The sequence below is a fragment of the Flavimarina sp. Hel_I_48 genome (assembly GCF_000733945.1).
Taxonomy (GTDB): domain Bacteria; phylum Bacteroidota; class Bacteroidia; order Flavobacteriales; family Flavobacteriaceae; genus Leeuwenhoekiella.
The window spans coordinates 574,192-601,057 of sequence record NZ_JPOL01000002.1; the positions used below are offsets into that span (position 1 = coordinate 574,192).

Consider the following 26,866-nt stretch of genomic DNA (forward strand, 5'->3'; position numbering starts at 1 on the left):
AGTATCTTTGGATTCTCAAATCAAATATCCTACTTTTTATGACTGAAGTTCTCGATTTTCTCCAACAAATACCCTGGTGGTGTTGGTTGTTGGTTGCATTGGCACTACTCGCCATACGCGATATTTTTTTCAACAAAAAACATATAATCACTCATAATTTTCCAATTGTAGGGCATTTTAGGTACATGCTTGAAAGTATAGGACCAGAATTGCGCCAGTATATTGTGGCAAACAATAGAGAAGAACTTCCCTTTAACCGAATAGAACGTGGCTGGATCTATGCTTCTGCCAAGAATGAGAACAATTATGAAGGTTTTGGTACAGACCGTGATATTTATGCGCCAAATTATATTTTCATTAACAACGCGATGATGGCCTACAAAGTCGAGGAAGGGCATCCCAATGAAAAAGATCCTTATTTCTTGCCCAGTGCAAAAGTTATGGGCGCGTACAACAAGCGCCGCAAACCCTTTAGACCTGCCTCTATAATCAATGTTTCTGCCATGAGCTTTGGCTCCTTATCGGCGAAAGCTCTGGAATCTCTAAATCTAGGATGTAAAAAAGCACATGCGTATCACAATACGGGCGAAGGCGGCCTTTCACCCTATCATAAAATGGGAGCTGATGTCATTTTTCACTTTGGTACGGGATATTTTGGCGTGCGCGATGATGATGGGAATTTTTCCATGGAAATGCTTGAAAAACTGGTAGCGGAAAATCCGCAGGTAAAAGCTATAGAAATCAAGCTTTCCCAGGGTGCAAAACCCGGAAAGGGCGGTGTGCTCCCTGCTTCAAAAATAACAAAGGAAATTTCAGAAATACGTAATGTGCCCATGGGCAAAGATGTGCTCTCCCCTCCTACCCACTCGGCATTTAATGGTATAAAAGGTTTATTGGAATTTATTGAACAAATCGCCGAGGCGACGGGACTTCCCGTGGGAATAAAAGCCGCCATTGGCAAACTTGACCAGTGGCGTGACCTGGCAGATCTTATGGTAAAAACCGGAAAAGGCCCTGATTTTATCACTATAGATGGTGGTGAAGGTGGTACGGGTGCCGCGCCGCCCAGTTTTGCGGATCACGTTGCCCTTCCCTGGGTTTACGCGTTCGCAGATATGTACCGCCTTTTTAAAGATCGCCACCTTACCGAACGTATCGTTTTTGTGGGCAGCGGTAAACTGGGACTTCCCGCACAGGCCTCCATGGCATTTGCCATGGGCGTTGATGTCATCAACGTTGCCCGCGAGGCCATGTTGTCTGTAGGTTGCATACAGGCAAAGGTCTGCCATAACAATACCTGCCCTTCTGGCGTGGCTACACAGAACAAATGGTTGCAGGCGGGTATCAATGTTGAAGATAAATCAGTACGTGCTCATTTTTATTTTAAGAATTTTAGAAAAGAGCTTCTTGAGATTACGCATGCCTGCGGTTACGAGCACCCCTGCCAGATGACCATGGAAGATGTTGACTTTAGCCTGGGAGACAAAAACCTGACGCAAACCCTGGCGAGTTCCTTTGGCTATCACAAAATAAAAGTACCTTTTACAAATATGAAAACCCTACAGGAGTGTGAGTTTCTGGGAGGGCATTACAACACAAAACGTGAAATGGTAAAAACGCAAATAGCCGAAAAAGAAGAAGAAGTACGGTATTAAAAATAAATTGAATAAATAGCTATAAAATGCCCTTTTTCGGCTTTAAAAGCTACTTTTTAGTAAATATTTTATGGAAACCATTTTGATCGAAATTTTAAAATCACTGCTCCCTGCGGTAATTGTAGCACTTCTGGCCTATTACTTTTTTAACGGTTTTATAAAAAATGAAGATGGAAGACGCCGGTTTTTATTACAAAAAGATAATCAGGCAGATGCGCTCCCCGTTAGACTACAGGCGTATGAACGCCTGGCACTCTTCTTGGAGCGAATCAAACCCAGCCAACTCTTAATTCGTATTTCTCCCCAGAGTGATGATAAATCTGCTTATGAGCAACTTCTCATATTGACGATAGAACAGGAGTTTGAGCACAATCTTTCCCAGCAAATCTATCTTAGTGATGAGCTTTGGAACATTATCAAATCTGCTAAAAACGGGACGATCCAGATCGTACGTCAAACGGTCCATAACCCTACAATAACTACGGCTGGCCAACTTCGGGAGCATATTCTCCAGGAACTTCTGGATAACACGCCACCTTCTTCCGTGGCTCTTGAATATCTCAAAAAGGAAATAAAAGAAGTGATAGGCTAGCGATTTGCCCTATATCTCACGTAGCTGTATACGCAAGCCGCTGCTTTTTCCGTTATCTTTGCACAAAATTAGTTATGCCGAAATTGAAAAAAGTCTGTTTTTCACTGATTTTCTTGCTGTTTCATTTGATTTCATTAGCACAGGACAGTCCTAAAAAAGGGAAGGAGATCAGGATAGATTCTGACCTCGAGGAAATTGATGAAGCTACCTATCCGGGTGCGCTTATTATGCGCAAAATGGACAATCAGGTTTATATTCAGCATGAGGGTATAAAAATGTGGTGCGATCTTGCCTTTCATTATCAGGAAGAGAACTTCGTAAAAGCTTATGGAAACGTGCGCATCAACCAGGGAGATACCATAACGATGACCAGCCGCTACGCAGAATATAATGGTGATACCCAGTTTGCGTACGCATCTGGCCAGGTGGATATGCAAAGCCCCACCGCTACCCTTTCTACAGATACGCTCTATATGGACCGTATAAAACAGGAGGCCTTTTACCGCAGCGGCGGAACCCTAAAAGATACCGCAAGTACTGTAGTGAGCAAGATAGGACGTTATTTTATGGAGCAGGATAAATATTCCTTTATCCAGGATGTTGTACTCACTAATCCAGAATATGTCATAGACAGCGAGCAACTGGATTATTTTTCAAATCCCGGGCACGCCTATCTGTATGGCCCATCAACAATTACAAGTGATAGCAGTGTCGTTTATTGTGAACGCGGTTTTTACGACACGCATGCCGATATAGGATATTTTGTGAAAAATTCGCGTATTGACTATGACAACAGAACCGTTTACGGTGACAGTCTCTATTTTGACCGAAACAATAATTTTGCATCGGCCACCAATAATATTAAGGTTGTAGATACAGCAAACAACAGTGTTATACGCGGTCATTATGCCGAAGTTTACAAAGCTAAAGACTCTGTTTTTATCACAAAAAGGGCGGTTGCGATCACCAAGCAGGAAAACGATAGTATTTATATACATGGCAACCGGCTCGTTGTGACGGGCAAGCCGGATGATCGCATTGTCAGGGCGTATCCCAATGTGCGTATTTTCAAAAAAGATATGAGCGGTAAAAGCGATTCCCTGGTAAGCGATCAACATTCTGGCCTCACAAAAATGCTGGGTAATCCCATACTGTGGAACGGCCGTAGCCAGATGACCGGTGATACCATTCATTTAAAAAGCGATCCAAAAACCGATAAATTGGATTCGTTAAAGGTTTTTGACAATGCTTTTATAGCACAACAGGATTCCATAGCATTATCCAGTGATCCACAAGATCTTGGGTACAATCAGGTTTCTGGAAAAACACTTTATGGCATGTTTAAAGAAAACCAACTCTATCAGGTTGATGTAGTGACCAATGCAGAAAGCATCATTTATCAACGTTCCGAAGAGGGGATACTACAGTCTATCGACAAAGGGAAAAGCGCCTCTTTACAGATAAATTTTGAGGATCAGGAAATTGTCGAGGTGACAAAACGCAAAGATGTCGTGGGAAATGCATATCCATTGTCTAAATTTCCTAAGAAAGAACGCTCCTTTCCCGGACTTAATTGGCGCGGAGATGAGGAAATCCTGAAAAAAGAAGATATTTTTAAGGGCGATCAACCCTATGAACTGGCCATTATTAAAGGAATTCCACCGCCACAGATTGAAGAAGACTTTTTTGCAACAAACAATGAAGACAAACCGCAAGAACTCCCCGAAGTCTCAGAACTCAATCCTGAGGATCTTGAAAACCGTGAGGAAGATGCCCCTAAAATTGGTATACCCGTCAACGATAAAGCAACAATACAACGGGATTCGCTTGCTCCGCAGGTCTTGCCTCAACCCGGTAAACTGAAAAAGGAAAAAGTCAAAAAAAATATCCTTAAAAATAGAAAAGACCAGTGAAAGAGGACTTTTTAAATTATCAGGCACAGACTACGCCCCACCCTTTGGCTCTTGAGATTTCCCATGCAAAAGGGTCTTACATCTATGATTCCTATGGTAAAGAATATTTAGATTTTGTAGCCGGTGTATCGGCATGTACTCTGGGGCATACACATCCCTCGGTAATAAACGCCATTAAAGAACAAAGTGAGAAGTACCTGCACGTTATGGTGTATGGTGAGTATGCCCAGCACCCAGCGGTAGCGCTCACACGCCTACTTGCAGAACAGTTGCCTGAACCCTTAGAACAAACCTACCTCGTCAATAGTGGTACGGAAGCTATTGATGGAGCAATAAAATTAGCGCGTAGAAGTACGGGAAGGACCCAGATTATCGCCGCAAAAAAGGCGTATCACGGCAATACCTATGGTGCTTTGAGCCTAATGGATTTTAAGGAACGTGTTGCCCCTTTTGAACCCGTCATTGGCGATGTGGATTTCATCACTTTCAATGCGGTTTCAGACCTGGAAAGTATTACTGAACGTACAGCGGCCGTAGTTTTGGAAACCATTCAGGGTGGAGCAGGTTTTGTTTTACCTGAAAATGGATATCTAAAAAAAGTAAAGAAACGCTGCGAGGATGTGGGTGCCCTTCTTGTTTTAGATGAGATCCAACCGGGTTTTGGGCGTACGGGCAAGCTTTTTGGCTTTCAGCATTTTGATGTGGTGCCAGATATTCTCGTTATGGGAAAAGGTATGGGCGGTGGGATGCCCATTGGGGCATTCACAGCTTCAAGGGAACGCATGCAATTGTTGTCAGACAAACCAAAGCTAGGGCATATAACTACCTTTGGCGGGCATCCAGTTATCGCTGCAGCCGCGCTCGCCACGCTAAAAGAGCTTTTAAAAGAGGATCTGATTGCCGAAACCCTTGAAAAAGAAAAACTGGTGCGTAGTCTGCTAAAACATCCTCTAATTGAAGAAATTAGGGGAAAAGGACTTATGCTTGCTGCCATTATGCCAGAAGCCGCTATCGCAGACCAGGCTATTCTTGCCTGTCAGGATGCCGGTCTTATCTTATTCTGGCTACTCTTTGAAGGCCGTGCCATCCGCATCACCCCGCCCCTTACGGTGAGCTACGACGAAATCGAAAAGGGATGTAAAATACTTTTACAGGTTCTGGATACTATTCAAAAGTAAACACCTTTTGATCAAAAAAGGTCTGATTGTTGATTACTTTGTTGATAACAAAACGTATTTTTAGAACGTACGCAGTTTTGCCTTTATAAATTTAATAAGGCTGAAATTATAAATATTCCGGTGTATGAAATTCAATCACGAAGAAGATTTCCCGCTTATCCGTTTTGAATCGATGTTAAAAACGAATCATGTGGTTTTCTTTGATTCAGAAGAGTTTGAAGATATTGTGAATCATTATCTGGAAAACGGTAAAATGGCCCTTGCCAAAAAAGCCGTTAAACTCGGTCTTGATCAGCATCCCACGTCGTCAAACCTTAAATTGTTCGGTATAGAAATCCTGATCTTTGAGAATAAGCTTGAAGAAGCTGATCGTCTCTTAAATGAGCTGTATCTTATAGAACCTCAAAATGAAGAGATTTTTATTCAAAAGGCAAATATTTTTTCTAAGCAGGACAACCACGCAAAAGCAGTAGAGCTTTTAGAGTCGGCCCTTGAACTTACAGAGGATGACGCAGATATCTATTCCCTTATAGGTATGGAATATCTTTTTATGGAAGATTTTCAAAATGCCAAATTCAATTTCATGAAATGTCTTGAAGTTGATGAGGACGATTATGCCTCACTTTATAATATAATTTACTGTTTTGATTTTCTTGATCAGCATGAGGAGGCCATTGAGTATCTTAATATGTTCCTGAACAAGAATCCATATAGCGAAGTGGCCTGGCATCAGGTGGGCAAGCAATATTTTGACTTAAAACTTTACGACAAAGCCCTTGCAGCGTATGATTTTGCCATCATAAGTGATGACACTTTTATAGGTGCGTATTTCGAAAAAGGAAAAGTACTTGAAAAACTGGGTAAATTCAATGAAGCCATTGAAAACTATCAGATAACCCTGGGCCTTGATGACCCTACTTCGTTTGCTTACCTGCGCATTGGGAAATGTTATTTAAAACTTAAGTGTGATGATCTGGCGCTGGATTACTTCAGCAAAACCGTACATGAAGATCCTTTGCTTGATAAAGGCTGGATTGCGATAACCGACTTCTACGTGCGCAAAATGGATTATCAAAAGGCGCTGTATTATATAAACAAAGCCATCAATATAGACGGTGAAAATGTACTGTACTGGAAACGGTATGCTAAAATAAACGACCGTCTTAAATTTTATGAAGAGGCAGAACGCGGCTACAGCAGAACGCTTGAACTTGGTAATTATGAACTTAAAACCTGGATTTCAAGGACTGATATTTTAACCAATTTAGGTGAATTTGAAGCCAGTATCGAGAATTTGCACCAGGCAATTGAATTTTACCCTGAAAATCCTGAAATTGAGTTCCGTTTGGCAGGTTTATATTTCACACTGGGTGAAGATTTAAAAGGACATTTTCACCTCAGTAACGGCCTCAACCTGGAGCCTGAATATGAGATGATCCTTGAAGAACTCTTTCCATACGCTTACGCAAAAAAATCTGTGCAACAGAAAATACTACAGGCCAAAAGTTCCTAATAGTTTTCCTATTTTTGGCGGCTATCCAATTTCTTTATTATGCCAAAATCACGGAAACCGTTTGATTATTTTGTAATTACGTTAAAAGGTCTGGCCATGGGTGCAGCAGACGTTGTGCCGGGTGTTTCTGGTGGCACTATTGCGTTTATTGCGGGCATTTACGAAGAATTGATCTCTACGATTGATCAGCTCGATACCGGTTTTTTCAAAGTATGGAAAAAAGAGGGCTTTAAAAATGCTTTTCAAACGTACAACATATCCTTTCTACTGGCATTATTTGGCGGTATCGCCATAAGTATCCTGTCACTGGCTAAACTGATAACTTTTCTATTAGAAGTTTATCCGCTTCTCTTGTGGGCATTTTTCTTTGGGTTGATCATTGCCAGCATCGTTTATATTGGTAAGCAGATAACAAATTATAATGTAGGTGTGATCATAGCCGGTATTTTAGGTATAGTTATTTCTTATTATATCACTATCGCAGAACCTGTACAAACGCCCAACAGTTATCTTTTTATTTTCCTTTCAGGCTTTATTGCGATCATTGCAATGATTTTACCTGGAATATCAGGATCTTTTATTTTGTTGCTCCTTGGATCTTACGCTGTGATCCTGGGGACTGTGCAACGCTTTGTAGATAGCCTTGTGGCTACGGACTGGGACGCGTTTAAAGATGCTTTCCTAAAGTTACTCACCTTTATGCTGGGTTGCGTTATAGGCCTCAAAGTATTCTCAAAAGCGCTTACCTACCTGTTTAAAAACTATCAGAATATCACACTTTCTTTGCTTACCGGTTTTATGATAGGCGCTTTGAATAAAGTCTGGCCATGGAAAGAAGTACTTTCATTTAGGGAAAACAGTCACGGCGAGCAAGTGCCACTTCTGGAAAAAAGTATCCTTCCTACGGACTTTGATGGAGATCCAAAAATAATATTGGTAATAGTATTCACTATCATTGGTTTTCTCACTATTTTTCTATTGGAACGATTTGCTAACTCCAAAGAGAAAAATGAATATTGAAACCCGAACGTTTTCAGACAAAATCTGGCTGATTCTTAAAGGTCTTGCCATGGGCGCGGCCAATAAAGTACCCGGTGTTTCTGGTGGTGTGGTTGCTTATGTTGTGGGTTTTTATGAAGAATTTATTCAATCCCTGCAAAAAGTAAATGGTAAAGCTTTCAAGCTACTTTTAAATGGGCGTTTCCGAAGTTTTGTTCAATATGTGAATGGCAAGTTCCTTGGACTTCTTATGCTTGGGATGGTTATCAGTTATTTTAGTGTTTCAAAAGTATTGGACCTTGCGATAGAATCCTATCCACTCTACGTATGGAGTGCATTTTTTGGGATGATCATAGGCAGTATTTATTACATAGCAAAAGATTTTGAAGCCTGGACGCGTAAAAATATTACGATTTTATTGTTGGGCGTTATTGCGGGTGTTGGCATTAGTTTGCTGGAACCGGCCGCACAGAACGACGATCTGATTTTTGTGTTCTTCTGTGGTATAATAAGCGTTTCAGGAATGACACTTCCAGGTCTTTCCGGTTCATTTATTCTCATTTTAATAGGCAATTATGTACTGCTTTTAGTAGATTCTGTCAATGCGCTTTATGATACCCTTTTCAGTATTGCCCAGTGGGATTTTTCTTTTGTTGACAGCGCTACGCATATGCGTCTGCTTCAGGTACTTGCGGTATTTACACTAGGTTCGCTTGTAGGCCTGGTTACACTATCCAACTTTTTAGGGTATCTTCTCAAAAATTTTAAAAATGAGACTAACGCGTTGATCATTGGTTTCATTACAGGCTCCCTTGGCGTGGTATGGCCATGGAAAATATTTATTTATGAACGTACGGCTGAAGGAACGATAAAATTGGATCGCGTGGGGGATCCCGTTCTCCAGAACTACGACCGCTTTTTGCCTACTGAATTTTCAGTGGAAAATGTGGTCGCCCTGGCATTTATTATTTTTGGTATATTGATCGTTTTTGCTTTGGGCAGGTATGGCGATAAAAACAAAGAAAATGGACAAATTCGGATTGATAGGAAAGAACATTGACTATTCTTTTTCAAGAACTTATTTTACAGAGAAATTCAAAAAGGAGCAAATAGACGCGCACTATGTCAATTTTGACTGCAAGACTATTGAAGAACTTAAAGCACTTTTGACTAACCAGAGTGATGTAAAAGGGTATAATGTCACCATTCCTTATAAAGTGGAGATCATACCTCTTTTAGATGACCTCAACAAACATGCGCAATCCATAGGGGCAGTAAATACAATCAAAAGGTTGAGCGATGGACGTTTAAAAGGCTACAATACAGATTATGTAGGCTTCCAGAAAAGTTTAGAACCTTACCTTACTAAAATGCACGAGAAAGCATTGATTTTAGGCACCGGCGGTGCATCAAAAGCGATTGCGTATGCCCTGGAGTTAAAAGATATAGACTATACTTTTGTATCGAGAAACCCCTCAAAAGATCAGTTGGGCTATAGCGCGCTCAATGCCGCAATACTTTCTAAGCATTTGCTCATCATCAATTGCTCCCCACTGGGCACGTATCCTCATGTTGAACAAGCTCCTGCCCTTCCCTACCGCCTGCTCACAAAAGAACATCTACTTTTTGATCTTGTCTATAACCCGGCAAAAACCCGCTTTCTCAAGAACGGGGAAGAACATGGGGCGACCATTATTAACGGCCAGGGCATGCTAGAGTTTCAGGCGGAGGCCGCCTGGAAAATCTGGAACTAACAGGTTCACAACACTTAGGTACGTTGGCTATGTAAACAGTTAATAGTATCTTTAACGCCTCTAGCAATCTACATTAAAAAGGACGACCATGGCCGAAGAGCAAAAAGGGAGCAAAGAAGAAAGCAAAAATGATGATCTTGCCGAAAAAGCAATTATAAAAGAATCTAAAAATACTAACGATTCCAAAGCGGAAGGTCTGGATGAAAAGGTAGAATTTTCAGGCGTAAATCAAGATGATGCGCTGGTAACAGAATCGATAGACGTTATTCAGGATGCCACATCAGACACAACCGAAACAGAAAAGGAACCTGAACCTTCGGGAAAAGACCTCAAACAGTCTGAAAAATCAGTCAAAGAAGGCGAAAAACCGACTGAAAACACCGAAAAATTGGCTGATAAGACGGAAAATCAAACTGCGGAAAAGACGGCTACAGAAAGCTCCAATGCTGCTGAAAACAAGGCAGAAATTGGCCAAAACCAGTCAGATTCCGACTCAAAAGGAACAAATACCGCTGTAAAAGCAAATACAGAGGAATACGAAGATTTTGCGGAAGAAGAGGATGATGAAGAGGCTAAGGCTGATAATGTAGACGACGCCCTCACCGAAGACAGCGAAGATGAAAGCGCCTCAGAACGTGATACGATCCCTAAGAAAGACTACGAGAAACTTGGCAAAGAAGAACTGATCAAAGAATTTAGATACCTCCTTTCTAAATATAAGGTACAGGCGATAAAAGAACCTGTCAATGAAATTAGATCTGTATTTATCTCCCAGTTTGAGGAAGAGCAGGATGAAGCTAAAGAGAAGTTTCTTGAAGAAGGCGGCAATATCATAGATTTCAGGTATTACAGTCCGTTAAAAAAGGAATTCAACACGCTTTATTTTGAGTACCGAGACAAGCGCAACAATTACTATCAAGGACTCAAAAAGGATCTAAACGCCAATCTGGAAAACCGCAATGCACTCATTGAAGAACTTAAGGACCTTAAGGACGAAGTGGGCGGCGAAGACAGTATAAATACGACCTTTGATAAGTTTAAAAACATACAGGAACGTTGGAGGAATGCTGGTAATATACCGCGTGACCGCTACAACCTGGTTTGGAACAATTATCATCATCATGTAGAGAATTTTTACGATTTTCTTCACCTTAACCGCGAATTCAGGGATAAGGATTTTAAAGAAAACCTAGATAAAAAACTCAAACTTGTAGAGCAGGCAGAAGAATTGGCAAAGGCACAGGATGTGACCCGTTCCTTTAAAGAGCTGCAAATGCTGCACAAAATGTGGAAAGAAGAAATAGGCCCCGTTGCACAGGAATACCGCGAGGAAATCTGGGAGAAATTTAGCGCAGCCACAAAAAAAATACACGATGCCCGACAAGTGTATTTTGATAACCGCGAAAAAATTCATGAAGAAAACCTCTCCAAAAAAGAGGCCGTAATTGAAAAAATTGAGCAGATCGCGGCAGAATCCGTAAAATCACACAATGCCTGGCAAAACCAGATGAAGAAAGTGGAAGCGCTTAGGGATGAGTTCTTTCAAATAGGAAAAGTGCCCCGCAAAAAGAGTGATGGAATGTGGAAAGGTTTTAAAAAAGCCACACGAACTTTTAATCGGAATAAAAACGCATTCTATAAAGATCAGAAAAAAGAACAGTACGAGAACCTGGAGAAAAAAATGGAACTCGTTAAAATTGCTGAAGACAACAAGGACAATGAGGATATGGACACAACCGTAGAACTCATGAAAAAAATTCAGTCTGACTGGAAAAAAATAGGCCACGTACCCAGAAAAGACAGCGATAAAATCTGGAAACGATTTAAGGCAGCTTGTAATCACGTTTTTGATAAATTACATGCAGAGAAGAATGAGGCCCTTGAAGAAGAAAAAGGCAACCTGAAAGAAAAGAAAGAATTACTTACCAAAGTCAAGGAGACTAAAATGTCTGGTGACCGTGATGCAGATCTCAAAACCATAAATACTATAATTACAGAATGGAAGGAAACCGGTAGGGTACCTTTCTCTCAAAAAGGGATAGAGAGGGATTTTAATAAGGTGCTTGACACGCTTTTCAAGGATCTTGATCTTGGCCGTAAAGAGACTGAAATGATCAAATATGACAACCGTATCGCTGCTATGGCAGATCGGGATGATGAACGGCAAATTGAGAAAGAACGTTATTTTATTTCCAAAAAGATAGATGAAGTAAAAGCAGATATCAATCAGTTGGAAAACAACCTCGGTTTCTTTCAACATGTTCCGGATGACAATCCGATGGTAAAAGAGGTGCACAAGAATATTGCAAATCATAAAAAAGATCTGGAAATATGGAAAGCCAAAATGTCCAAAATCAAAACCTTATCTTAATTGTTAAGTAAGTAATAGTTCTTATTTTACAGGGTATAAATTACTTAAAATAGGTCATTTTTGACCTAAAAAAGCCTTTAACCGCTCGGTTAAAGGCTTTTTTTTGTTTTTAACTGTCATGATAATTTTAAATAAAATCGAATTAATTAAATGTCAAAAAAATTTAAAATTTCATAGAAAATACTATAAACCAAAAAAAATTATCAGAGATTATCTACGACACAGAAACGCTCTTTGCGTTAGGGATTGAAGTGGAAATCCTTTTTGTGAGGCACGAATAAAAAGATTGCAGCGTAAAGCCCGACCCCCAGGGTAACGCCCAAAAACAGAATAAAACACTTCAAATATGGAAGTTTTGTAGGTGAAAAAGGCTATAAAATTTGAGATGCGATCTCTTGTTACCTCAGAAAAAGCGGCTCTGTCGAGATGACAAAAAACATATTAAGAAAATCACTTATTTATCCCCGCGTTAGGGATTGAAGTGACAATCCTTTTTATAAGGTACGAACAAAAAGATTGCAGCATAAAGCCCGACCCCCAGGGAAACGCCCAAAAACAGACTAGAATACTTCACAAATGGAAGTTTAGTAATTGAAAAAAGCTGTGAAAATTTAAAATGAAATCTCTAGTCGCCGCAGAAAAAGCGGCTCTGTCGAGATGACAAAAAACATATTAAAAAAATCACATATTTATCCCCGCGTTAGGGATTGAAGTGGAAATCATTTTTGTGAGGCACGAATAAAAAGATTGCAGCGTAAAGCCCGACCCCCAGGGTAACGCCCAAAAACAGACTAAAATACTTCGAAAATGGAAGTTTAGTAAATGGAAAAAGATGTGAAAATTTGAAATGAAATCTCTCGTCACCGCAGAAATAGCGGCTCTGTCGAAATGACAAAAAACATATTAAGAAAATCACTTATTTATCCCCGCGTTAGGGATTGAAATGGAAATCCTTTTTTTAGGTACGAACAAAAAAGATTGCAGCGTAAAGCCCGACCCGCAGGGAAACGCCAAAAACAGAATAAAACACTTCAAATATGGAAGTTTTGTAGGTGAAAAAGGTTATAAAATTTGAGATGCAATCTCTTGTTACCGAAGCAAAACGACTTGACTAGATGTCAAAAAAAATTAAAATTTCATAGAAAATACTATAAACCAAAAAAAATTATCAGAGATTATCTACGACACAGAAACGCTCTTTGCGTTAGGGATTGAAGTGGAAATCCTTTTTTTGAGGCACGAACAAAAAGATTGCAACACAAAGCCCGACCCGCAGGGAAACGCCCAAAAACAGGTTAAAATAACTAGAAAATGACTCAAAAATCAAACATTTGAGCTGTTATTTACACTTTTGCGAATATTTTAAAGTTGAAAAAAACTACGCTCTTGATACAAAAATTTTGCGTGCCTCCTCCAGATCTGCAACTGTATCAATACCCAGCGCCGGAGTTTCGCTTCGCACCATCTTAATACTGCGGCCATATTCCAGATAACGTATGCATTCAATCTTTTCGGAAGCTTCCAGCGGGCGCATGGGCAATTGTGCAAAATCCATGATCGCCTGTTTCCTAAAGGCATAAATACCTTTATGCTTGTAATAGGTAACACCTGCCTCCATATCCCGTGGATAAGGAATGGCAGCCCTGGAAAAGTAAAGTGCAAAGTCATTTTGATCTACGATCACCTTGACATTGTTGGGGTTATTGATCTCTTCCAGTCTGGACATAGGTGTCATGATGGAAGCCAGATCAATCATATGTGCATCGTCACCTTTATACACTTCCAGTACCCTGGCCATATCCGCAGCATTTGTAAAGGGTTCGTCCCCCTGTACATTGACCACTATATCAATATCCATAGGAGCTACTGCTTCGGCAATACGATCACTACCACACTCATGCTCCTTTAAGCTGCGTATGGCCTTGCCACCATGCTCCTGAATAACTTTTTCAATTTTATCGCTATCGGTTACTATATATACTTCCTCAAATAGCCCAGTCGCTACAGCGGCTTCATAGGTGCGTACGATCACAGGTTTTCCACACAAATCCTGCATTAGTTTTCCGGGAAACCGTGAGGCCTCATATCGCGCGGGTATCATGGCAATGGTTTTCAACATCAAAGCGTACGTTTAATAGATTTGTTCTGTTTTTTGCGTTTAATCTTTCTTGCTAATTTGAACACAATATAGAATGCAATAATACAAAGGATAATTGCAATAACCGGGGCGAATATCGCCAATACCGATACCCCTGTAGCAACCCCGGTCTCTGCGGTAGATACTGCGGCATTTCCCAATCCCGCTGTTGTGGCCGTGGATGCGGCACGTACGGTTGCGGTACTACCTGCAAAAAGAACCGCTGTCCCTCCACCAGCTATGATCGCCAGTGCCCATGAGATATAGGGATCAACATCCACAAGGGTGGCAAGGAGAACCAAAGTTCCCGCAATCCCTGCCAGGGGTACTGCTAGGGTATCTAAAAGATTGTCCACCCAGGGTATATAATAGCCCAGAATTTCAATAAAACTGGCCGTAGTCAATAAAATCAAGGCAGGTAAACTTCCTACCCATTGCCAGGAATCTGCAATAGGAACTATGTCAAAACGGGCGGCCAGACTGAGGACCAGCAAAGGTAAGAATACCCTGAATCCTACAGCAGTTGCAAGACCTATACCCAGCGCTGCACTTATGAGCCAGTTGACCTCCATATTTTATTTTGTTATGAACATATCATCCTTAAAACCTATAAGATAAAGCTTTTTACGAGCACGGGTTACAGCCGTATAAAGCCAGCGCAGGTAGTCTTTGTCCATTCCATTAGGCAGATAAGGCTGCTCAACAAAAATAGTCTCCCATTGCCCGCCCTGTGACTTGTGACAGGTAATCGCATAAGAGAATTTTACCTGTAGCGCATTGAAGAACTTGTTGTTCTTTACTTTTAGGAATTTCTTATATTTTGAACTTTCATCTGCATAATCTTTCATTACTTCCTGATACAGATTATTACTGTCCTCATAAGGAAGCGATGGGGTATTTGTTGTAAGCGTATCAAGCATTAAGGTTGTTTCAAACGGTTTTAGATCTGGGTAATCTGTCATTTGCACTTTTACTTCCGCAAAGCGGAAACCATAGAGCTCTTTTATACTGAAGATTTCAAGAACCTGTATGATATCGCCATTCGCTATAAAACTCGCTTCACTTTTAGGATCAAGCCAAAAATAATTGTTCTTGACCACCATGAGGTAATCGCCTGCGCTGATCTCTTCTTCGTTAAATAATATACGCTGGCGTATTTGTTGGTTATAAAGATTTGCGCGTTTGTTTGATCTTAATATGATTGCCGTACCCTCATTTCCATCATTGCCGTAGGAATCACTGATGGCATTCATGATCTCGTAGCCATCTGCCAGGCGCTCCACATCCATTTGCCCTTCAAGATCAAACCGAAAATCCTGATACAGACCGTCATTCAAAAAATCCCTGATGCGCGTCGCATTTTTGAGAATACCACTGGTTTCTGCCTGGCGCATAACTTCATCAAGTTCAATGCCGGCCACTTCTTTATTAAACTGAAGGCTGAGCGATTTCGCGTCAAGGGCCGGGCTCAGTTCCAGCTTTACAGGGGGCAACTGCGCGTCATCACCTATAAGAAGTAATTTACAGTTGTTACCACTATAAACGTACTGCATAAGATCATCAAGCAAAGATCCATTTTCAAAAAGTTTGGATTCTGCTTTTGTATCTGGGATCATTGAAGCCTCATCAACGATAAACAAGGTGTTGCGGTGACGGTTGCGCTGCAGACTAAACGAAACACCCCCGCCCCGCTCTTTCTTGGGGAAATATATTTTCCTGTGAATAGTCTGCGCGGGGCTGTCACTATAGTTACTGATTACTTTTGCCGCGCGTCCCGTAGGCGCCATTTGAACAAATGCCATTTTTACGCGCCAAAGGTTCTTTACCAGTGTACCTATGATCGAGGTCTTACCCGTCCCCGCATAACCCTTTAATAAGTAAATAGTATTGTTGCTCTTATTGAGCACAAACTCGCTAAGTTGTTGCAGTACAATATCCTGCTTCTGCGTAGGATTGTGCTTAAATTCCTCTTTGAGCTTTTTATAGAAAATATGTTGATCCAGAACGGTATATTTTTTGGTGGTCAGTAAAGATAATAATGAATTTTTGTGATAATCTGTGAACGATTGAAAAAAATTTGTAGATTTGTCTATAACCGAAATTAACACTTAAAACCAATTATCGAATGAGAATAGTTATTCAAATAGTCCTTTGGATTATAATCGTGGGGCTGGGCTACTTACTTTTCAACTCAGTATACGGCGAGGTAAAATTTAATGAACTTAAAGAGGTGCGTTATCAGAAAGCCATTGATAAACTGATTGACATTCGTGATTCTCAACTTGCCTATAAGCAGGTTACTGGTAAATTTGCAAAAAATTTCAACGATCTGGAGCGTTTTATAGACACTGCAGAATTTACAATAACTCAGCGTAGGGATTCTGTTGTGTTAGATGAAGAACGCACTAAAGCATTTGGCGTTGATATGACAAAAGAGATTATTCTTGTGGACACCTTAGGAACAAAATCTGTAAAAGATTCCCTTTTTGGTAACACAGGTCGTTATAAAACCATGATGAACGTTCCTGGAACAGATGCTAAATTTGAAATGGATGCAGGTACTATTATGAGTAACGACATTAGAATACCTGTTTTTGAAGCTAAAGTTGCAAAAGAACTATTGCTTCAAGATCAGCCTAAAGATTTTGTGAATAAAGAAAAACAAGTGGTCTCTGTAGATGGTGTTAATGGTGCCTACATTATTATTGGATCTATGACAGATGTTAAAACTGTAGGAAACTGGCCAAAGAGTTACGGCGGCAATGAAGATAATTAGTAAGGAAAAAAATATTGATGAAAATATAGTATCCATCCAAGTCAGCTTGGATGGATTTTCATTTTATGCCTATAACAAAGATACAGGTAACCGTATTGTACTCATAGATCTGACTACTGAGGATACCGGTACTCCAGACTATATACTGCAGCAGTTACAAAAGGTGTTTGATGCGAACGAGGACTATTTAAGTCGTTTTAATAATGTCCAGGTCGTTTATAGTAACGAACTATTTACGGTGGTTCCACAAGCGCTTTTTGATCCTGAGCATATCACAGATTACCTAAAATATAATACAAAAATATTAAGCACAGACTTTATTGTCTATGACGAGCTCAAGGAACTTGATCTCATAGTTGTCTACATACCTTTTGCCAATATCAATAATTTTTTCTTCGATCATTTTGGTAGTTTTTCATACCATCACAGTATAACCCTTTTTATCAAAAATATACATGATAAAGCTGTCGCAGTTGATAAGGAAATAACGATTCAGTTAAGGGATCGAAATTTTGACCTGATTGCCCAAGAGGGAAAAAAATTAGTGTTGATCAATGCTTTCACCTATCAAAATGCAGAAGATTTTCTTTATCATATACTCTTCTGTTATGAGCAATTAAACTTTGATCCTGATAAGGATAAACTTACCATTATAGGCACACTTGATGTGGAAAACGATCTATATCAATTGGCCAGAAAATATATCAGAACTATTACATTGCAGGAAGAAAATCCTTCAATAAGACAGGAAAACACCCTTCATTAGACCAGTTTATGAGAATAATTAGCGGAATACATAAGGGAAGAAAAATCATGGCTCCGGGCAAACTTCCCGTACGCCCCACGACAGACAGGGCAAAAGAATCTCTATTTAACATACTACGCAATAGTTTCACATTCAGCCAGATCAAGGTTCTTGATCTTTTTTCGGGGACAGGAAATATAAGCTACGAATTTGCGTCAAGAGGAACGCCAGTGTTAACTGCGGTTGATGAACACAGCGGTTGTGTTCGCTTTATTGCAGATACAGCGACAAAGCTTGAAATGCCCATAGAGACGGTAAAAGCAAATGTATTTGATTATCTTAGACACAGCCGTGACAAATATGACGTTATTTTTGCTGATCCTCCCTATAATCTGGAAGATTCCCAATTTAAAGACCTCGTAGACACTGTTTTTAAGAACTGTAATCTGCAAGAAGGGGGCATGCTCATTATAGAGCATGGCAAAAATACAGATCTATCAACATCTGAGTTTTTCTTCGAAGTAAGAAACTACGGAAGTAGTTCTTTTAGTTTTTTTAAATAAATATTTCCTGATTCTTCTACTTTGATCATATTTAAGAACATTAATTAAATGGGCATTATTATAATTATTTAATACACAGTTTTTTAAGTAAATTATATTCTTATCTTTACAAAGAAATAAAGGTTATTTTGATATTTATAGTGCAATCAAATATTCTTTAAGCACAAAGACTTTTCCCAATGATTGCTTTAGAAGTTATAGAACTCGATTTTGCGAAAATAGAATTTTTCGAAAATTATGTAATAACAAGTGTTCACGATAATATCACAATTGACAAAGAACATTTTGCACTTTATAAAGAATTATTTACAGCGTACTTTCAGGAAAGGCCTTATGTATACATTTCAAACCGTGCCAAAGGTTATACTGTAAATCCTATTGCCTACATTCATTTTGAGTTTTCCGATATTTTAAAGGGTGTCGCAATTGTAACATCAGGCAAAACCAAAGTTTCGAATGCCAAATTTGAAAAGAGATTCATGGCAAAACCGTTCAGGGTGTTTCTTACGCTAGAGGAAGCTATTCAATGGGCAAACGAAATATGCAGTAATCCCTAATTATTCAAGTGATCTGGAACAAAGAAAAAGCAATTGCTGAGCCGGTTAGTTTATTTGAAAAAGTAAGATTACCAGGGTATAAAGCAAAACACTAGATTTTTAGGTATATTTTCGGCGACTGAAGAAATCCTTTCGCGTCATCCTTTGGAAATAAAAAAAGCAGGTCTATAAGCCGGATTCTGTATCCTGATCACAATACACGTATTGAAAATCAAGATCCTTATCATTTATCTGGATCTATGGTTGCCCATACATTCTATCTGCCTACCCTCCGGCATCGCGCGGGAACGCTTAAAAACCGGTATACATGGCATTGCACCGCATAGAGTTTACCTGGTTGCACTACAGCATTACCTGTACATTCTTTCTGTTGCACTTGTCCTGATCTCAAAAACCAATTATAAAATCAGTATGAAACCGACGGCCGTTAGCCGCTATGCCTCCCTATGGTGTCCGGACTTTCCTCCCTACGTCATTCTTCAAGAAGTCAACGTAGCGCGATAAGGCGACCTGCTTGCGGCAAAGGTAAGCAGAAAGTCATTTCCGGAATACATTTCAACAAAATATACTTTTATAATCCCTGTTGATAAATACGCTTAACAAATAAGGGCTTCAATGACATATCTAAACCACAACCTTTATCTTTGCAAAACGCTACAAAAAGCAAATTCAGAAATTAAAACCCCGTGGAGCATTTTATAGTATCGGCAAGAAAATACCGTCCCGCAACATTTAAGGATGTTGTGGGTCAGCAGGCAATTACCAATACGTTGGAAAATGCAATTGCTAACAATCATTTAGCACAGGCACTCCTCTTTACAGGCCCCCGTGGTGTGGGCAAAACGACATGCGCGCGTATACTTGCAAAAAAGATCAATCAGGAAGCAGATACTAGTGGTGCCGAAGAAACAGCGGTTAAACGCGATGAAGATTATGCGTTCAACATTTTTGAGTTGGATGCCGCTTCAAACAACTCGGTTGACGATATACGGAATCTAATTGATCAGGTACGTATCCCACCGCAGGTAGGGCATTATAAAGTGTATATTATAGATGAGGTGCATATGCTCTCGCAGGCAGCCTTTAACGCATTCCTAAAAACACTTGAAGAGCCGCCAAAACATGCTATTTTCATTCTCGCGACTACCGAAAAGCACAAGATAATTCCCACAATTTTATCCCGGTGCCAGATTTTTGATTTCCGAAGGATCACCGTGAAGGATATTCGGGAACATCTTATGGATATTGCCCAGCAGGAAGGTATTGAAGCAGAAGAGGAAGGACTGCACATTATTGCCCAGAAAGCAGATGGGGCCCTTCGTGACGCGCTCTCTACATTTGATAGGGTAGTGAGTTTTTCAGGATCAAGCCTTACCCGCAAAGCAGTCACCGAAAACCTGAATGTACTAGACTACGAGACCTATTTTGAAGTCACAGACCTGCTTCTTGACAATAATATTCCGCAGTTATTGCTCCATTTTAATGACATTCTATCCCGTGGTTTTGACGCGCACCATTTTGTAGCTGGGCTCGCATCTCATTTTAGGGATCTTATGGTTTGTAGAAGTCCGGAAACCATAAACCTACTGGAAGTAGGTAATCAGACCAAGAAAAAATACCATGAACAGGCGCAAAAAACAGACATGACGTTTTTGCTTACCGCCCTGGAAATGGCCAATGATTGTGACCTCAAATACAGAACCAGCCGCAATCCCAGACTTCTTGTAGAACTTTGCCTTATGCAACTTGCCTCTATCACTTTTGATGGAGAAAAAAAAAAGCATGACAGGCACATAATAGCGCCTGAACATTTTGCCGAAAGCAGCCCGATAATACCAAAAACTGCCCAAAAACAAACCGAAAAGGAACCAATAAACCCTAAACCGGTTCCAACTTCCACTCCACCGCAACCGGCTGTTGTTGCAGATTCAGAAACGGCTCCAGAACCTCCCAAAAATGAGGAAAATGTACCAGAAAAGACTGAAAATAAGCCAAAAATAGCGACTATCGGAACATCCGTTTCCGGACTTTCCCTAAAAGGGATGCAAAGGAAAAAAGAAATCCTGGAGCGGCAGAACAGTCAGCAACCTGATGAAAACAGTCTTCCCAGAGAACCCTTTACTGAAATTGCCATGCAGGCAACCTGGAAAGAATATGTAGATCGCCTGCGTAAAAAAGGGGAAAAGATAATGGCTTCGACCCTTGAGACTGACACGCCAAAATTAAACGGAACCGTTATTCACCTGGAACTCCCCAACGATACCATGCGTGTTGAACTGGAGCGTGCGCAGCACAATTTACTGGAATATCTTAAACGAAAACTCAGTAATTATGACATTGCACTTGCGATAGAAGTCAATGAACAATCTGCAAAAAAATTCGCGTTTACCCCGCGCGAGAAATATGACAAAATGCTGGAGGCCAATCCCAATCTTGAGTTATTATTAAAAACCTTTGATCTTGATCTATAATGCTAGGACTTAAATTACCCACAGACCCCAGATGGGTCAATATTGTTGAAAAAGACATTGATGAGATCCTTACAGATCACGCATTTTGCGAGCAAAAAGCAGCTTCAACAGCAATTTCCCTTATCGTTTCCTTTCCCGAATATTCTGAAATGGTACAGGAAATGATCGCATTGGTAAAAGAAGAAATAAGCCATTTCAAAATGGTTCACGACAGGATTCTTGCCAGGGGGAATACGCTGGGTCATCAACGTAAAGATGAATACGTGGGCGCGCTGCTGAAATTTTTCGGAAAAGGGGGCGATCGTACGACGCAGCTTGTGCACAGATTACTGTATGCTGCACTCATTGAAGCCCGTAGCTGCGAGCGTTTTAGAATCTTGTCACAACAACTGGAGGACAAAGAGCTTGCTAAATTTTACCACGATCTTATGGCCAGTGAGGCCAACCATTACACCATGTTCCTGGGTTTTGCAAGAAAATATGGTGATCGAAAAATTGTGGATCAAAAATGGAACGATCTTCTTGAATATGAAGCTACAATCATGAAAGATCTCAGCAAATCTGGAAGCATTCACGGTTAGCGAACTCAAAATCAGTCATTTTAGCTTATAAATTACCTAAAATGAGCGTTTTTATGGCAATTTATAAGCTATTTACAGGATTTCTTTCCTAGTATAGCGACTTTATAATTCCGTCAGAAAGACCAATTTTTGGAACGTGTATGTTTTTTGCCCTGCTCCATTTCATCGCAGAAAGATAAATGCGCGCCGCTGGCAAAATCACGTCTGCCCGGTCTTCATTAAGGTCAAGTTCAATAATGCGTTCTTCATACGTAAACTGCTGCATAAAATCATAGAAGTTCATTAAATAGAAATAACTGAGCGGCTTGCCCGGTTTTTTTCCACTTATTTTGAAGATTTTATTGATATTCCCGCCCGAGCCTATTAGTTCGATTTTCGAAAAGCCTGTTGTTTTTTCTTTTATCCAGGTTTCCACTTCATTCCACATGCCGTGCCCTACTAAACCTTCTAGAATACGCACGGTCCCTAATTTGAATGATTTAGAAGCTACCACACTACCTTTACTGTACAATGTGAATTCTGTACTTCCGCCGCCCACATCCACATAGAGATATGTTCCTTCAGAATCTATAAAGGCCTGGAGATCTGTATTTGCAATTATAGCTGCCTCATCATTACCATCAATGATCTGTATGGTAACCCCGGTTTTTTTCTTGATCAAAGAAGCTATATCCTCACCATTTGAAGCCTCACGCATTGCAGAAGTAGCGCAGGCCCTATAGGCAACGACCCGGTGGGCATTCATTAAGAGTTTAAACGCATTCATGGTATCTACCATGCGCGTTACGTTCGCTTCAGAAATTGTTTTGTGTTTAAATACATCTGCTCCTAACCTTATGGGAACACGTATAAGGGCACTTTTTCTAAATAAGGGCTCAGCGTTTTCAGCCTCAATAACATTCGCTACCAGAAGTCTGATGGCATTTGAACCTATATCAATGGCTCCGTATTTTTCAATTTTCATGAATCGAGTTCTTCCATTTTGTTCAAATAATAATCATAGGTCGCAAATTGTGAACGCAGGGCAGGTTTATCATTCTTGCGGTACGCATTATCCTGGGCTTTTGTGATTGCCCGGGCCTTTACATTATCATGAAGTCCTATCATAAAGGTCTCTATAATTTCTTTTTTGATCTCAGGATCATAAATGGGACAGGTCACCTCTACCCTATTATCCAGGTTGCGGGTCATCCAGTCTGAAGATGATATAAAAACGGCTTCTGATCCCTCACTACCAAAAATAAGCACGCGTGGATGTTCCAGGAATTTATCTATAACGCTTATGACACTAATATTTTCGCTCATTCCTTTAACCCCGGGGATAATACAGCATACGCCCCGCACGATCATATCAATTTTTACACCGGCCTGACTCGCTGCGTAGAGCTTGTCAATAATTTCATAATTGGAAATACTGTTAAGTTTTAATCGTATATAACCCTCACCCCCATTTTTAACCTTCGTAACTTCCTTATTTATGAGTTTGTAGAAACTATTGCGTGCGTAATGCGGGGATATGATTAGATGTTTATAGGTATTTACTATATAATTGGTATCAAAGAAATTGAACAGTTTATCAATATCCTTTAGAATTTCCCGGTTTGCGGTAAATAGGGTATAATCTGTATAAATGCGTGCAGTATTGCCGTTAAAGTTACCTGTACTTATAATTCCGTAGCGCTTTAATGTACTTCCTTCCAACCGTTCTATAACGCAAATCTTGCTGTGTACCTTTAGTCCCGGTACACCGAAGATGAGCCTTACCCCTTCATCCTGCATTTGATTTGCATACATCATATTTGAGGCTTCATCAAATCTGGCCCGTAACTCGATCTGAACCGTAACCTGCTTTCCGTTCTTAGCGGCATTGATAAGTGCACTTGCCACATGGCTGATCTTGGCCAGCCTATAGATAGTGATCTTTATGGTTTTCACCTTTGGATCTAAAGCTGCTTCGCGCAGAAATTTTATAATGTAGGCAAAGGTATGGTAGGGAGTATATTGCAGAAAATCACGTTCGGCAATACGTTTTAAAATGCTGTCGTTGAGACTAATACCATTAATGGGAAGTGGTTTTAAACGGCTGTACAGCAAATCAGTCCTTCCCAGACTTGGAAAGGCCATATAATCTTTTCTATTGTGGTAACGCCCCCCGGGTATGATACTATCGTTATTTTCAATTCCGAGTAAATTCAGTAAAAAAGTAAGGGTATGATCGTCAATGGACTGGTCGTAAACAAAACGTACCGGCTCTGCATCTTCGCGCCCTTTTATACTTCTGGAAAGTTTTTCTATAAAACTCTTACCAAGGTCTGATTCAATATCCAGTTCTGCATCCCTGGTAATCTTGATCATATGCGCAGAGATTGAATCGTATTCAAATATATTAAAGACAACGTCAAGGTTAAAGCGTATCAGGTCATCAAGAATCATGATATAATCATTCTCGTCAACTTTGGGAAGCACCACAAAACGATCCAGGCTGCTGGGTATTTCTACCAGGGCATACATGGGTCGCGACCTTCCCTTTTTCTTTATTTTTACGGTTAGATAGGCTTCAAGATCCTGTATACGGGGAAGTTCCATATCGTGGTCAAGAATTATGGTCACAAGCGCCGGACTCACGCGTTCCATAAAAAAATTCTTGATAAATTCAATATGTTCAGGATGGGTTATCCCATCTTCCCGAATCACCAAAATACGTTCGGTTTCCAGCTTATTGTGAATATTCTCGAGGATTTTCAAACTTTCGGCCTGCTGCTCTATGACAATACGCGTGATTTTCTCAAGAAGTTCATCAGCGGCATACACCCCAAGAGCTTTACGGCCTTTCTTCCCTGCTTCAACAATACGCTTTACGGTAGCATAACGCACCTTAAAAAACTCGTCTAAATTATTGGAAAAAATACCTACAAAACGTAAACGTTCTATTAATGGAACCTTTTCATCTTCAGCTTCCTGAAGTACCCTAGCATTAAATTGTAGCCAGCTTATCTCCCTATTTAAATATCTATCTTCATCATTAACTGGTGGTAGAGACTTTCTATTCATCTATTTTAATTGCTTCGGTTTTATATGTCTTTTTGTGGTTCCCTTCGTTACCTCTGCCCAGCTGCTTTGTTCGAAAATAATTTCTGTAAATGCAGCTGTAGCGACATTATCAATCTCCAGATCCCCTAACTTGTTTACAAGGTGGGTCATTGCATTATTATGACCAAAAATCATCAAACAATCGACCTCATTAGCTGTACTGCGTATGATTTTCTCAACTTCCCTACCATTAAAATCATATAATTTAGGATTTAAAGCAAGTTGCGCCTCTTCAATCCCAAGGACTTTAAGGTAAAAAAGGGCGGTGGTTTTTGCACGTACCGCATCGCTACTTAATATTTTGTCAGGGAATTCTAATTCCTCATTTATATGCCCTGCCACTAAGGGGGCGTCATGCAGACCGCGTTCACTTAACGGTCTCTCATGATCATCCAGGTCAAATTCCCAGGAGGATTTTGCATGTCTTACCAAATATAGTCTTTTCATGATAATGTAGTTTAAGGAGCCAGTCGATCTCTTTTCCATTGATTTTTATGTCCGCTGTACCGTATTCTATCATGTAGCCGGTTGGGACGGCCTTGCCAGAATTCAAATTCGTGCGGCTCCACAAGGAATCCACCCCAATGTTCAGGCTTTGGGATTTCTTTGCTCTCAAAATCATTTTCAAGCACTTTTTTCCGATTTTCTAGAAATTCCCGATCTGGAATGATTTCGCTCTGTGGGGAAACCAGGGCACCCAGTTGACTCCCCTGGGGTCTGGAATGGAAATAAGCAGTAGATTCTGCTTCGGAAATTTTACTGGCCTTTCCTTTAATGATAACCTGTCGTTCCAGATTTGGCCAGAAAAAGGAAAGGCAAATATGTTGATTGGCAGCAATTGCCCTGCCTTTCTCACTATTATAATTCGTATAAAATACAAAACCGTTATCGCTGTAGTTTTTTAAGAGAACCACCCGGCTTTTAGGATAACCGTCTAAACCAATAGTAGAAACGGTCATGGCATTGACTTCTTCTACACCCCCGTTTTCTTCAACCTCTTTAAACCACCGTTCAAACTGCAATATGGGATTTTCACTACTTCCTGCGATCGTGAGACTATTCTTATCATAAGACTTTCGGTAATCTCCTAAATTCTCGGACATAATACTTCTTTAGTCCCTGCAATTTACGAGAAAGCTTATAAAGTTTAAAAGCTATACCACATGTTTTATTCACAGGAACGGCATTAATATAGCATATTTAAAAAATAAAGGGGATAATCTTTGCTTATCCCCTTTATTGCTAAAATTAAACTACTGCTGTAGTATGTTATTAGCTTCCCAGTTTAAAGGAAACTTCAACACGTTCTGTAATGGTCATTTCACCTGGCGCCAAAGTCTCGCGTGAGGAACTTTCCATCATTGACATTGTTTTCATCATGGGTCTTGGTTGTGGTACGTTAGCACCGGCTTCTGTAATCATAAGTGCAGGCCCTACTTTCTGTCCGGTAACACCTACATACTGTTCCGCTTTGTTTTTTGCATTTTTCATGGCAAGCGTACGAGCCTTTTCTTCATACTCGTCCATCTTAGAGGATCCAAACTCAATGCCGTTTATGGAATTTACGCCCTGAGAAACCAAACCGGTCATGACGTTCTCATAATCATCTAGATTTTCTAATTTCAATTTTACGATTTGACTTGCGGTATATTGCGTCGATTTGTCCTCGTAATTATAATTTTTATTCAAATTAATGTATTGCGTTGTGATATTATTCTGCGATATCCCTTGTTTAAGTGCATATTTGAGAATGGCATCAATGGCCCTGTCATTTTCGGCCTTGACCTTTTCGGCTTCCTTTCCGGTAGTTTCAACGCCTAAGGAAATAGTGACCTGATCTGGAACAACGGTAACTTCCCCTTTTCCGGAAACGGTAATAAGAGGTTCAAAAGAATTCTGTGCCATAGTGGTTGCTGCAAAAAAGATGCAGATGTTAAGCAATAATAATTTCATAGGTTGTAGATTTAGTTC

The 26,866-nt window shown here is 40.2% G+C and carries 23 protein-coding genes and 1 other RNA gene; 15 read left to right on the forward strand and 9 right to left on the reverse strand.

The features are described from left to right. Nucleotides 1-38 precede the first annotated feature (38 nt). From P162_RS02585 to P162_RS02625, 9 genes are all read left to right on the forward strand, one after another. Nucleotides 39-1,655 (forward strand): FMN-binding glutamate synthase family protein, encoded by a 1,617-nt coding sequence (locus P162_RS02585; RefSeq protein ID WP_031425656.1) that lies wholly within the window; start codon nucleotides 39-41, stop codon nucleotides 1,653-1,655. Between the two features lie 70 nt (nucleotides 1,656-1,725). Continuing rightward, the gene (locus tag P162_RS02590) at nucleotides 1,726-2,247 is read left to right on the forward strand and encodes a hypothetical protein (protein WP_031425657.1); all 522 of its coding nucleotides are present in this window, start codon (nucleotides 1,726-1,728) and stop codon (nucleotides 2,245-2,247) included. Between the two features lie 74 nt (nucleotides 2,248-2,321). Further along, the gene (locus P162_RS02595; RefSeq protein WP_081868365.1) at nucleotides 2,322-4,160 is read left to right on the forward strand and encodes an OstA-like protein; all 1,839 of its coding nucleotides are present in this window, start codon (nucleotides 2,322-2,324) and stop codon (nucleotides 4,158-4,160) included. Further along, nucleotides 4,157-5,338, forward strand: a complete 1,182-nt coding sequence (locus P162_RS02600; RefSeq protein ID WP_031425659.1) for an aspartate aminotransferase family protein — start codon at nucleotides 4,157-4,159, stop codon at nucleotides 5,336-5,338. Before P162_RS02595 ends, P162_RS02600 begins: the two co-directional genes overlap by 4 nt. A gap of 124 nt (nucleotides 5,339-5,462) precedes the next feature. Further along, nucleotides 5,463-6,851, forward strand: a complete 1,389-nt coding sequence (locus tag P162_RS02605; protein ID WP_031425660.1) for a tetratricopeptide repeat protein — start codon at nucleotides 5,463-5,465, stop codon at nucleotides 6,849-6,851. Nucleotides 6,852-6,890: 39 nt separating this feature from the next. Beyond that, a complete protein-coding gene (locus P162_RS02610) occupies nucleotides 6,891-7,871 on the forward strand; it encodes a DUF368 domain-containing protein (protein WP_031425661.1) in 981 nt (326 codons plus the stop codon). After that, nucleotides 7,861-8,910 (forward strand): DUF368 domain-containing protein, encoded by a 1,050-nt coding sequence (locus P162_RS02615; RefSeq protein ID WP_031425662.1) that lies wholly within the window; start codon nucleotides 7,861-7,863, stop codon nucleotides 8,908-8,910. Before P162_RS02610 ends, P162_RS02615 begins: the two co-directional genes overlap by 11 nt. Next, nucleotides 8,876-9,604, forward strand: coding sequence for a shikimate dehydrogenase family protein (locus tag P162_RS02620; RefSeq protein ID WP_031425663.1), 729 nt, complete (start codon nucleotides 8,876-8,878; stop codon nucleotides 9,602-9,604). Before P162_RS02615 ends, P162_RS02620 begins: the two co-directional genes overlap by 35 nt. A gap of 88 nt (nucleotides 9,605-9,692) precedes the next feature. Beyond that, entirely contained in the window at nucleotides 9,693-11,975 is a 2,283-nt protein-coding gene (locus P162_RS02625) for a DUF349 domain-containing protein (protein WP_035916785.1), read from the forward strand. A 1,378-nt stretch (nucleotides 11,976-13,353) separates the two neighbouring features. Here the strand turns inward: P162_RS02625 and kdsB are convergent. From kdsB to P162_RS02640, 3 genes are read right to left on the reverse strand one after another with little or no spacing between them, the layout of a single operon-like run. Next, nucleotides 13,354-14,094 carry a 3-deoxy-manno-octulosonate cytidylyltransferase gene (gene kdsB, locus P162_RS02630; protein WP_031425667.1) on the reverse strand — a complete coding sequence of 247 codons (741 nt, stop codon included), beginning with the start codon at nucleotides 14,092-14,094 and terminating at the stop codon, nucleotides 13,354-13,356. Continuing rightward, nucleotides 14,094-14,684, reverse strand: coding sequence for a DUF4126 domain-containing protein (locus tag P162_RS02635; RefSeq protein ID WP_031425669.1), 591 nt, complete (start codon nucleotides 14,682-14,684; stop codon nucleotides 14,094-14,096). The genes kdsB and P162_RS02635 overlap by 1 nt, the downstream gene beginning before the upstream one ends. 3 nt (nucleotides 14,685-14,687) lie before the next feature. Further along, nucleotides 14,688-16,115 (reverse strand): ATP-dependent RecD-like DNA helicase, encoded by a 1,428-nt coding sequence (locus P162_RS02640; protein WP_031425671.1) that lies wholly within the window; start codon nucleotides 16,113-16,115, stop codon nucleotides 14,688-14,690. A 122-nt stretch (nucleotides 16,116-16,237) separates the two neighbouring features. On the opposite strand from P162_RS02640, the gene P162_RS02645 reads away from it, so the two are divergent. The 4 genes from P162_RS02645 to P162_RS02660 all read left to right on the forward strand — a co-directional run bounded on the left by P162_RS02645 (nucleotide 16,238) and on the right by P162_RS02660 (nucleotide 18,753). After that, nucleotides 16,238-16,888 (forward strand): hypothetical protein, encoded by a 651-nt coding sequence (locus tag P162_RS02645; protein ID WP_031425672.1) that lies wholly within the window; start codon nucleotides 16,238-16,240, stop codon nucleotides 16,886-16,888. Continuing rightward, on the forward strand, nucleotides 16,875-17,654 hold the full coding sequence (locus tag P162_RS02650; protein ID WP_051907749.1) for a DUF3822 family protein: 780 nt from the start codon (nucleotides 16,875-16,877) through the stop codon (nucleotides 17,652-17,654). Before P162_RS02645 ends, P162_RS02650 begins: the two co-directional genes overlap by 14 nt. A gap of 8 nt (nucleotides 17,655-17,662) precedes the next feature. After that, nucleotides 17,663-18,196, forward strand: a complete 534-nt coding sequence (locus P162_RS02655; RefSeq protein WP_031425674.1) for an RsmD family RNA methyltransferase — start codon at nucleotides 17,663-17,665, stop codon at nucleotides 18,194-18,196. Between the two features lie 179 nt (nucleotides 18,197-18,375). Continuing rightward, complete coding sequence (locus P162_RS02660; RefSeq protein ID WP_031425675.1) at nucleotides 18,376-18,753, forward strand: hypothetical protein; 378 nt, start codon at nucleotides 18,376-18,378, stop codon at nucleotides 18,751-18,753. Nucleotides 18,754-18,905: 152 nt separating this feature from the next. Here P162_RS02660 and rnpB read toward each other — a convergent pair. Then, an RNA gene (rnpB, locus tag P162_RS02665) (RNase P RNA component class A) lies at nucleotides 18,906-19,270 on the reverse strand. Between the two features lie 169 nt (nucleotides 19,271-19,439). On the opposite strand from rnpB, the gene P162_RS02670 reads away from it, so the two are divergent. Together P162_RS02670 and P162_RS02675 are read left to right on the forward strand one after the other, a co-directional pair. After that, nucleotides 19,440-21,224, forward strand: coding sequence for a DNA polymerase III subunit gamma/tau (locus P162_RS02670; protein ID WP_031425676.1), 1,785 nt, complete (start codon nucleotides 19,440-19,442; stop codon nucleotides 21,222-21,224). Further along, nucleotides 21,224-21,805, forward strand: a complete 582-nt coding sequence (locus P162_RS02675) for a tRNA-(ms[2]io[6]A)-hydroxylase (RefSeq protein ID WP_031425677.1) — start codon at nucleotides 21,224-21,226, stop codon at nucleotides 21,803-21,805. Before P162_RS02670 ends, P162_RS02675 begins: the two co-directional genes overlap by 1 nt. An 88-nt stretch (nucleotides 21,806-21,893) precedes the next feature. Here the strand turns inward: P162_RS02675 and P162_RS02680 are convergent, their stop codons facing one another. The 5 genes from P162_RS02680 to P162_RS02700 form a co-directional block, all read right to left on the reverse strand. After that, nucleotides 21,894-22,769 (reverse strand): Ppx/GppA phosphatase family protein, encoded by an 876-nt coding sequence (locus tag P162_RS02680; RefSeq protein ID WP_031425678.1) that lies wholly within the window; start codon nucleotides 22,767-22,769, stop codon nucleotides 21,894-21,896. Continuing rightward, on the reverse strand, nucleotides 22,766-24,856 hold the full coding sequence (gene ppk1, locus P162_RS02685) for a polyphosphate kinase 1 (RefSeq protein ID WP_031425679.1): 2,091 nt from the start codon (nucleotides 24,854-24,856) through the stop codon (nucleotides 22,766-22,768). Before ppk1 ends, P162_RS02680 begins: the two co-directional genes overlap by 4 nt. Then, a complete protein-coding gene (locus tag P162_RS02690) occupies nucleotides 24,857-25,342 on the reverse strand; it encodes a SixA phosphatase family protein (protein WP_031425680.1) in 486 nt (161 codons plus the stop codon). Between the two features lie 11 nt (nucleotides 25,343-25,353). Then, nucleotides 25,354-25,998: a pyridoxamine 5'-phosphate oxidase gene (pdxH, locus tag P162_RS02695; protein WP_031425681.1), complete on the reverse strand. Its 645-nt coding sequence runs from the start codon at nucleotides 25,996-25,998 to the stop codon at nucleotides 25,354-25,356. A 169-nt stretch (nucleotides 25,999-26,167) separates the two neighbouring features. Then, nucleotides 26,168-26,848, reverse strand: a complete 681-nt coding sequence (locus tag P162_RS02700; protein WP_031425682.1) for an SIMPL domain-containing protein — start codon at nucleotides 26,846-26,848, stop codon at nucleotides 26,168-26,170. Between the last annotated feature and the right edge of the window lie 18 nt (nucleotides 26,849-26,866).

Excerpts from the sequence above, each read along its gene's own strand:
- P162_RS02585 (WP_031425656.1), top strand. The coding sequence starts at position 39 with ATGACTGAAGTTCTCGATTTTCTCCAACAAATACCCTGGTGGTGTTGG.
- P162_RS02590 (WP_031425657.1), top strand. The coding sequence starts at position 1,726 with ATGGAAACCATTTTGATCGAAATTTTAAAATCACTGCTCCCTGCGGTA.
- P162_RS02595 (WP_081868365.1), top strand. The coding sequence starts at position 2,322 with ATGCCGAAATTGAAAAAAGTCTGTTTTTCACTGATTTTCTTGCTGTTT.
- P162_RS02605 (WP_031425660.1), top strand. The coding sequence starts at position 5,463 with ATGAAATTCAATCACGAAGAAGATTTCCCGCTTATCCGTTTTGAATCG.
- P162_RS02610 (WP_031425661.1), top strand. The coding sequence starts at position 6,891 with ATGCCAAAATCACGGAAACCGTTTGATTATTTTGTAATTACGTTAAAA.
- P162_RS02615 (WP_031425662.1), top strand. The coding sequence starts at position 7,861 with ATGAATATTGAAACCCGAACGTTTTCAGACAAAATCTGGCTGATTCTT.
- P162_RS02620 (WP_031425663.1), top strand. The coding sequence starts at position 8,876 with ATGGACAAATTCGGATTGATAGGAAAGAACATTGACTATTCTTTTTCA.
- P162_RS02625 (WP_035916785.1), top strand. The coding sequence starts at position 9,693 with ATGGCCGAAGAGCAAAAAGGGAGCAAAGAAGAAAGCAAAAATGATGAT.
- kdsB (WP_031425667.1), bottom strand. The coding sequence starts at position 14,094 with ATGTTGAAAACCATTGCCATGATACCCGCGCGATATGAGGCCTCACGG.
- P162_RS02635 (WP_031425669.1), bottom strand. The coding sequence starts at position 14,684 with ATGGAGGTCAACTGGCTCATAAGTGCAGCGCTGGGTATAGGTCTTGCA.
- P162_RS02645 (WP_031425672.1), top strand. The coding sequence starts at position 16,238 with ATGAGAATAGTTATTCAAATAGTCCTTTGGATTATAATCGTGGGGCTG.
- P162_RS02650 (WP_051907749.1), top strand. The coding sequence starts at position 16,875 with ATGAAGATAATTAGTAAGGAAAAAAATATTGATGAAAATATAGTATCC.
- P162_RS02655 (WP_031425674.1), top strand. The coding sequence starts at position 17,663 with ATGAGAATAATTAGCGGAATACATAAGGGAAGAAAAATCATGGCTCCG.
- P162_RS02660 (WP_031425675.1), top strand. The coding sequence starts at position 18,376 with ATGATTGCTTTAGAAGTTATAGAACTCGATTTTGCGAAAATAGAATTT.
- P162_RS02675 (WP_031425677.1), top strand. The coding sequence starts at position 21,224 with ATGCTAGGACTTAAATTACCCACAGACCCCAGATGGGTCAATATTGTT.
- P162_RS02680 (WP_031425678.1), bottom strand. The coding sequence starts at position 22,769 with ATGAAAATTGAAAAATACGGAGCCATTGATATAGGTTCAAATGCCATC.
- ppk1 (WP_031425679.1), bottom strand. The coding sequence starts at position 24,856 with ATGAATAGAAAGTCTCTACCACCAGTTAATGATGAAGATAGATATTTA.
- P162_RS02690 (WP_031425680.1), bottom strand. The coding sequence starts at position 25,342 with ATGAAAAGACTATATTTGGTAAGACATGCAAAATCCTCCTGGGAATTT.
- pdxH (WP_031425681.1), bottom strand. The coding sequence starts at position 25,998 with ATGTCCGAGAATTTAGGAGATTACCGAAAGTCTTATGATAAGAATAGT.
- P162_RS02700 (WP_031425682.1), bottom strand. The coding sequence starts at position 26,848 with ATGAAATTATTATTGCTTAACATCTGCATCTTTTTTGCAGCAACCACT.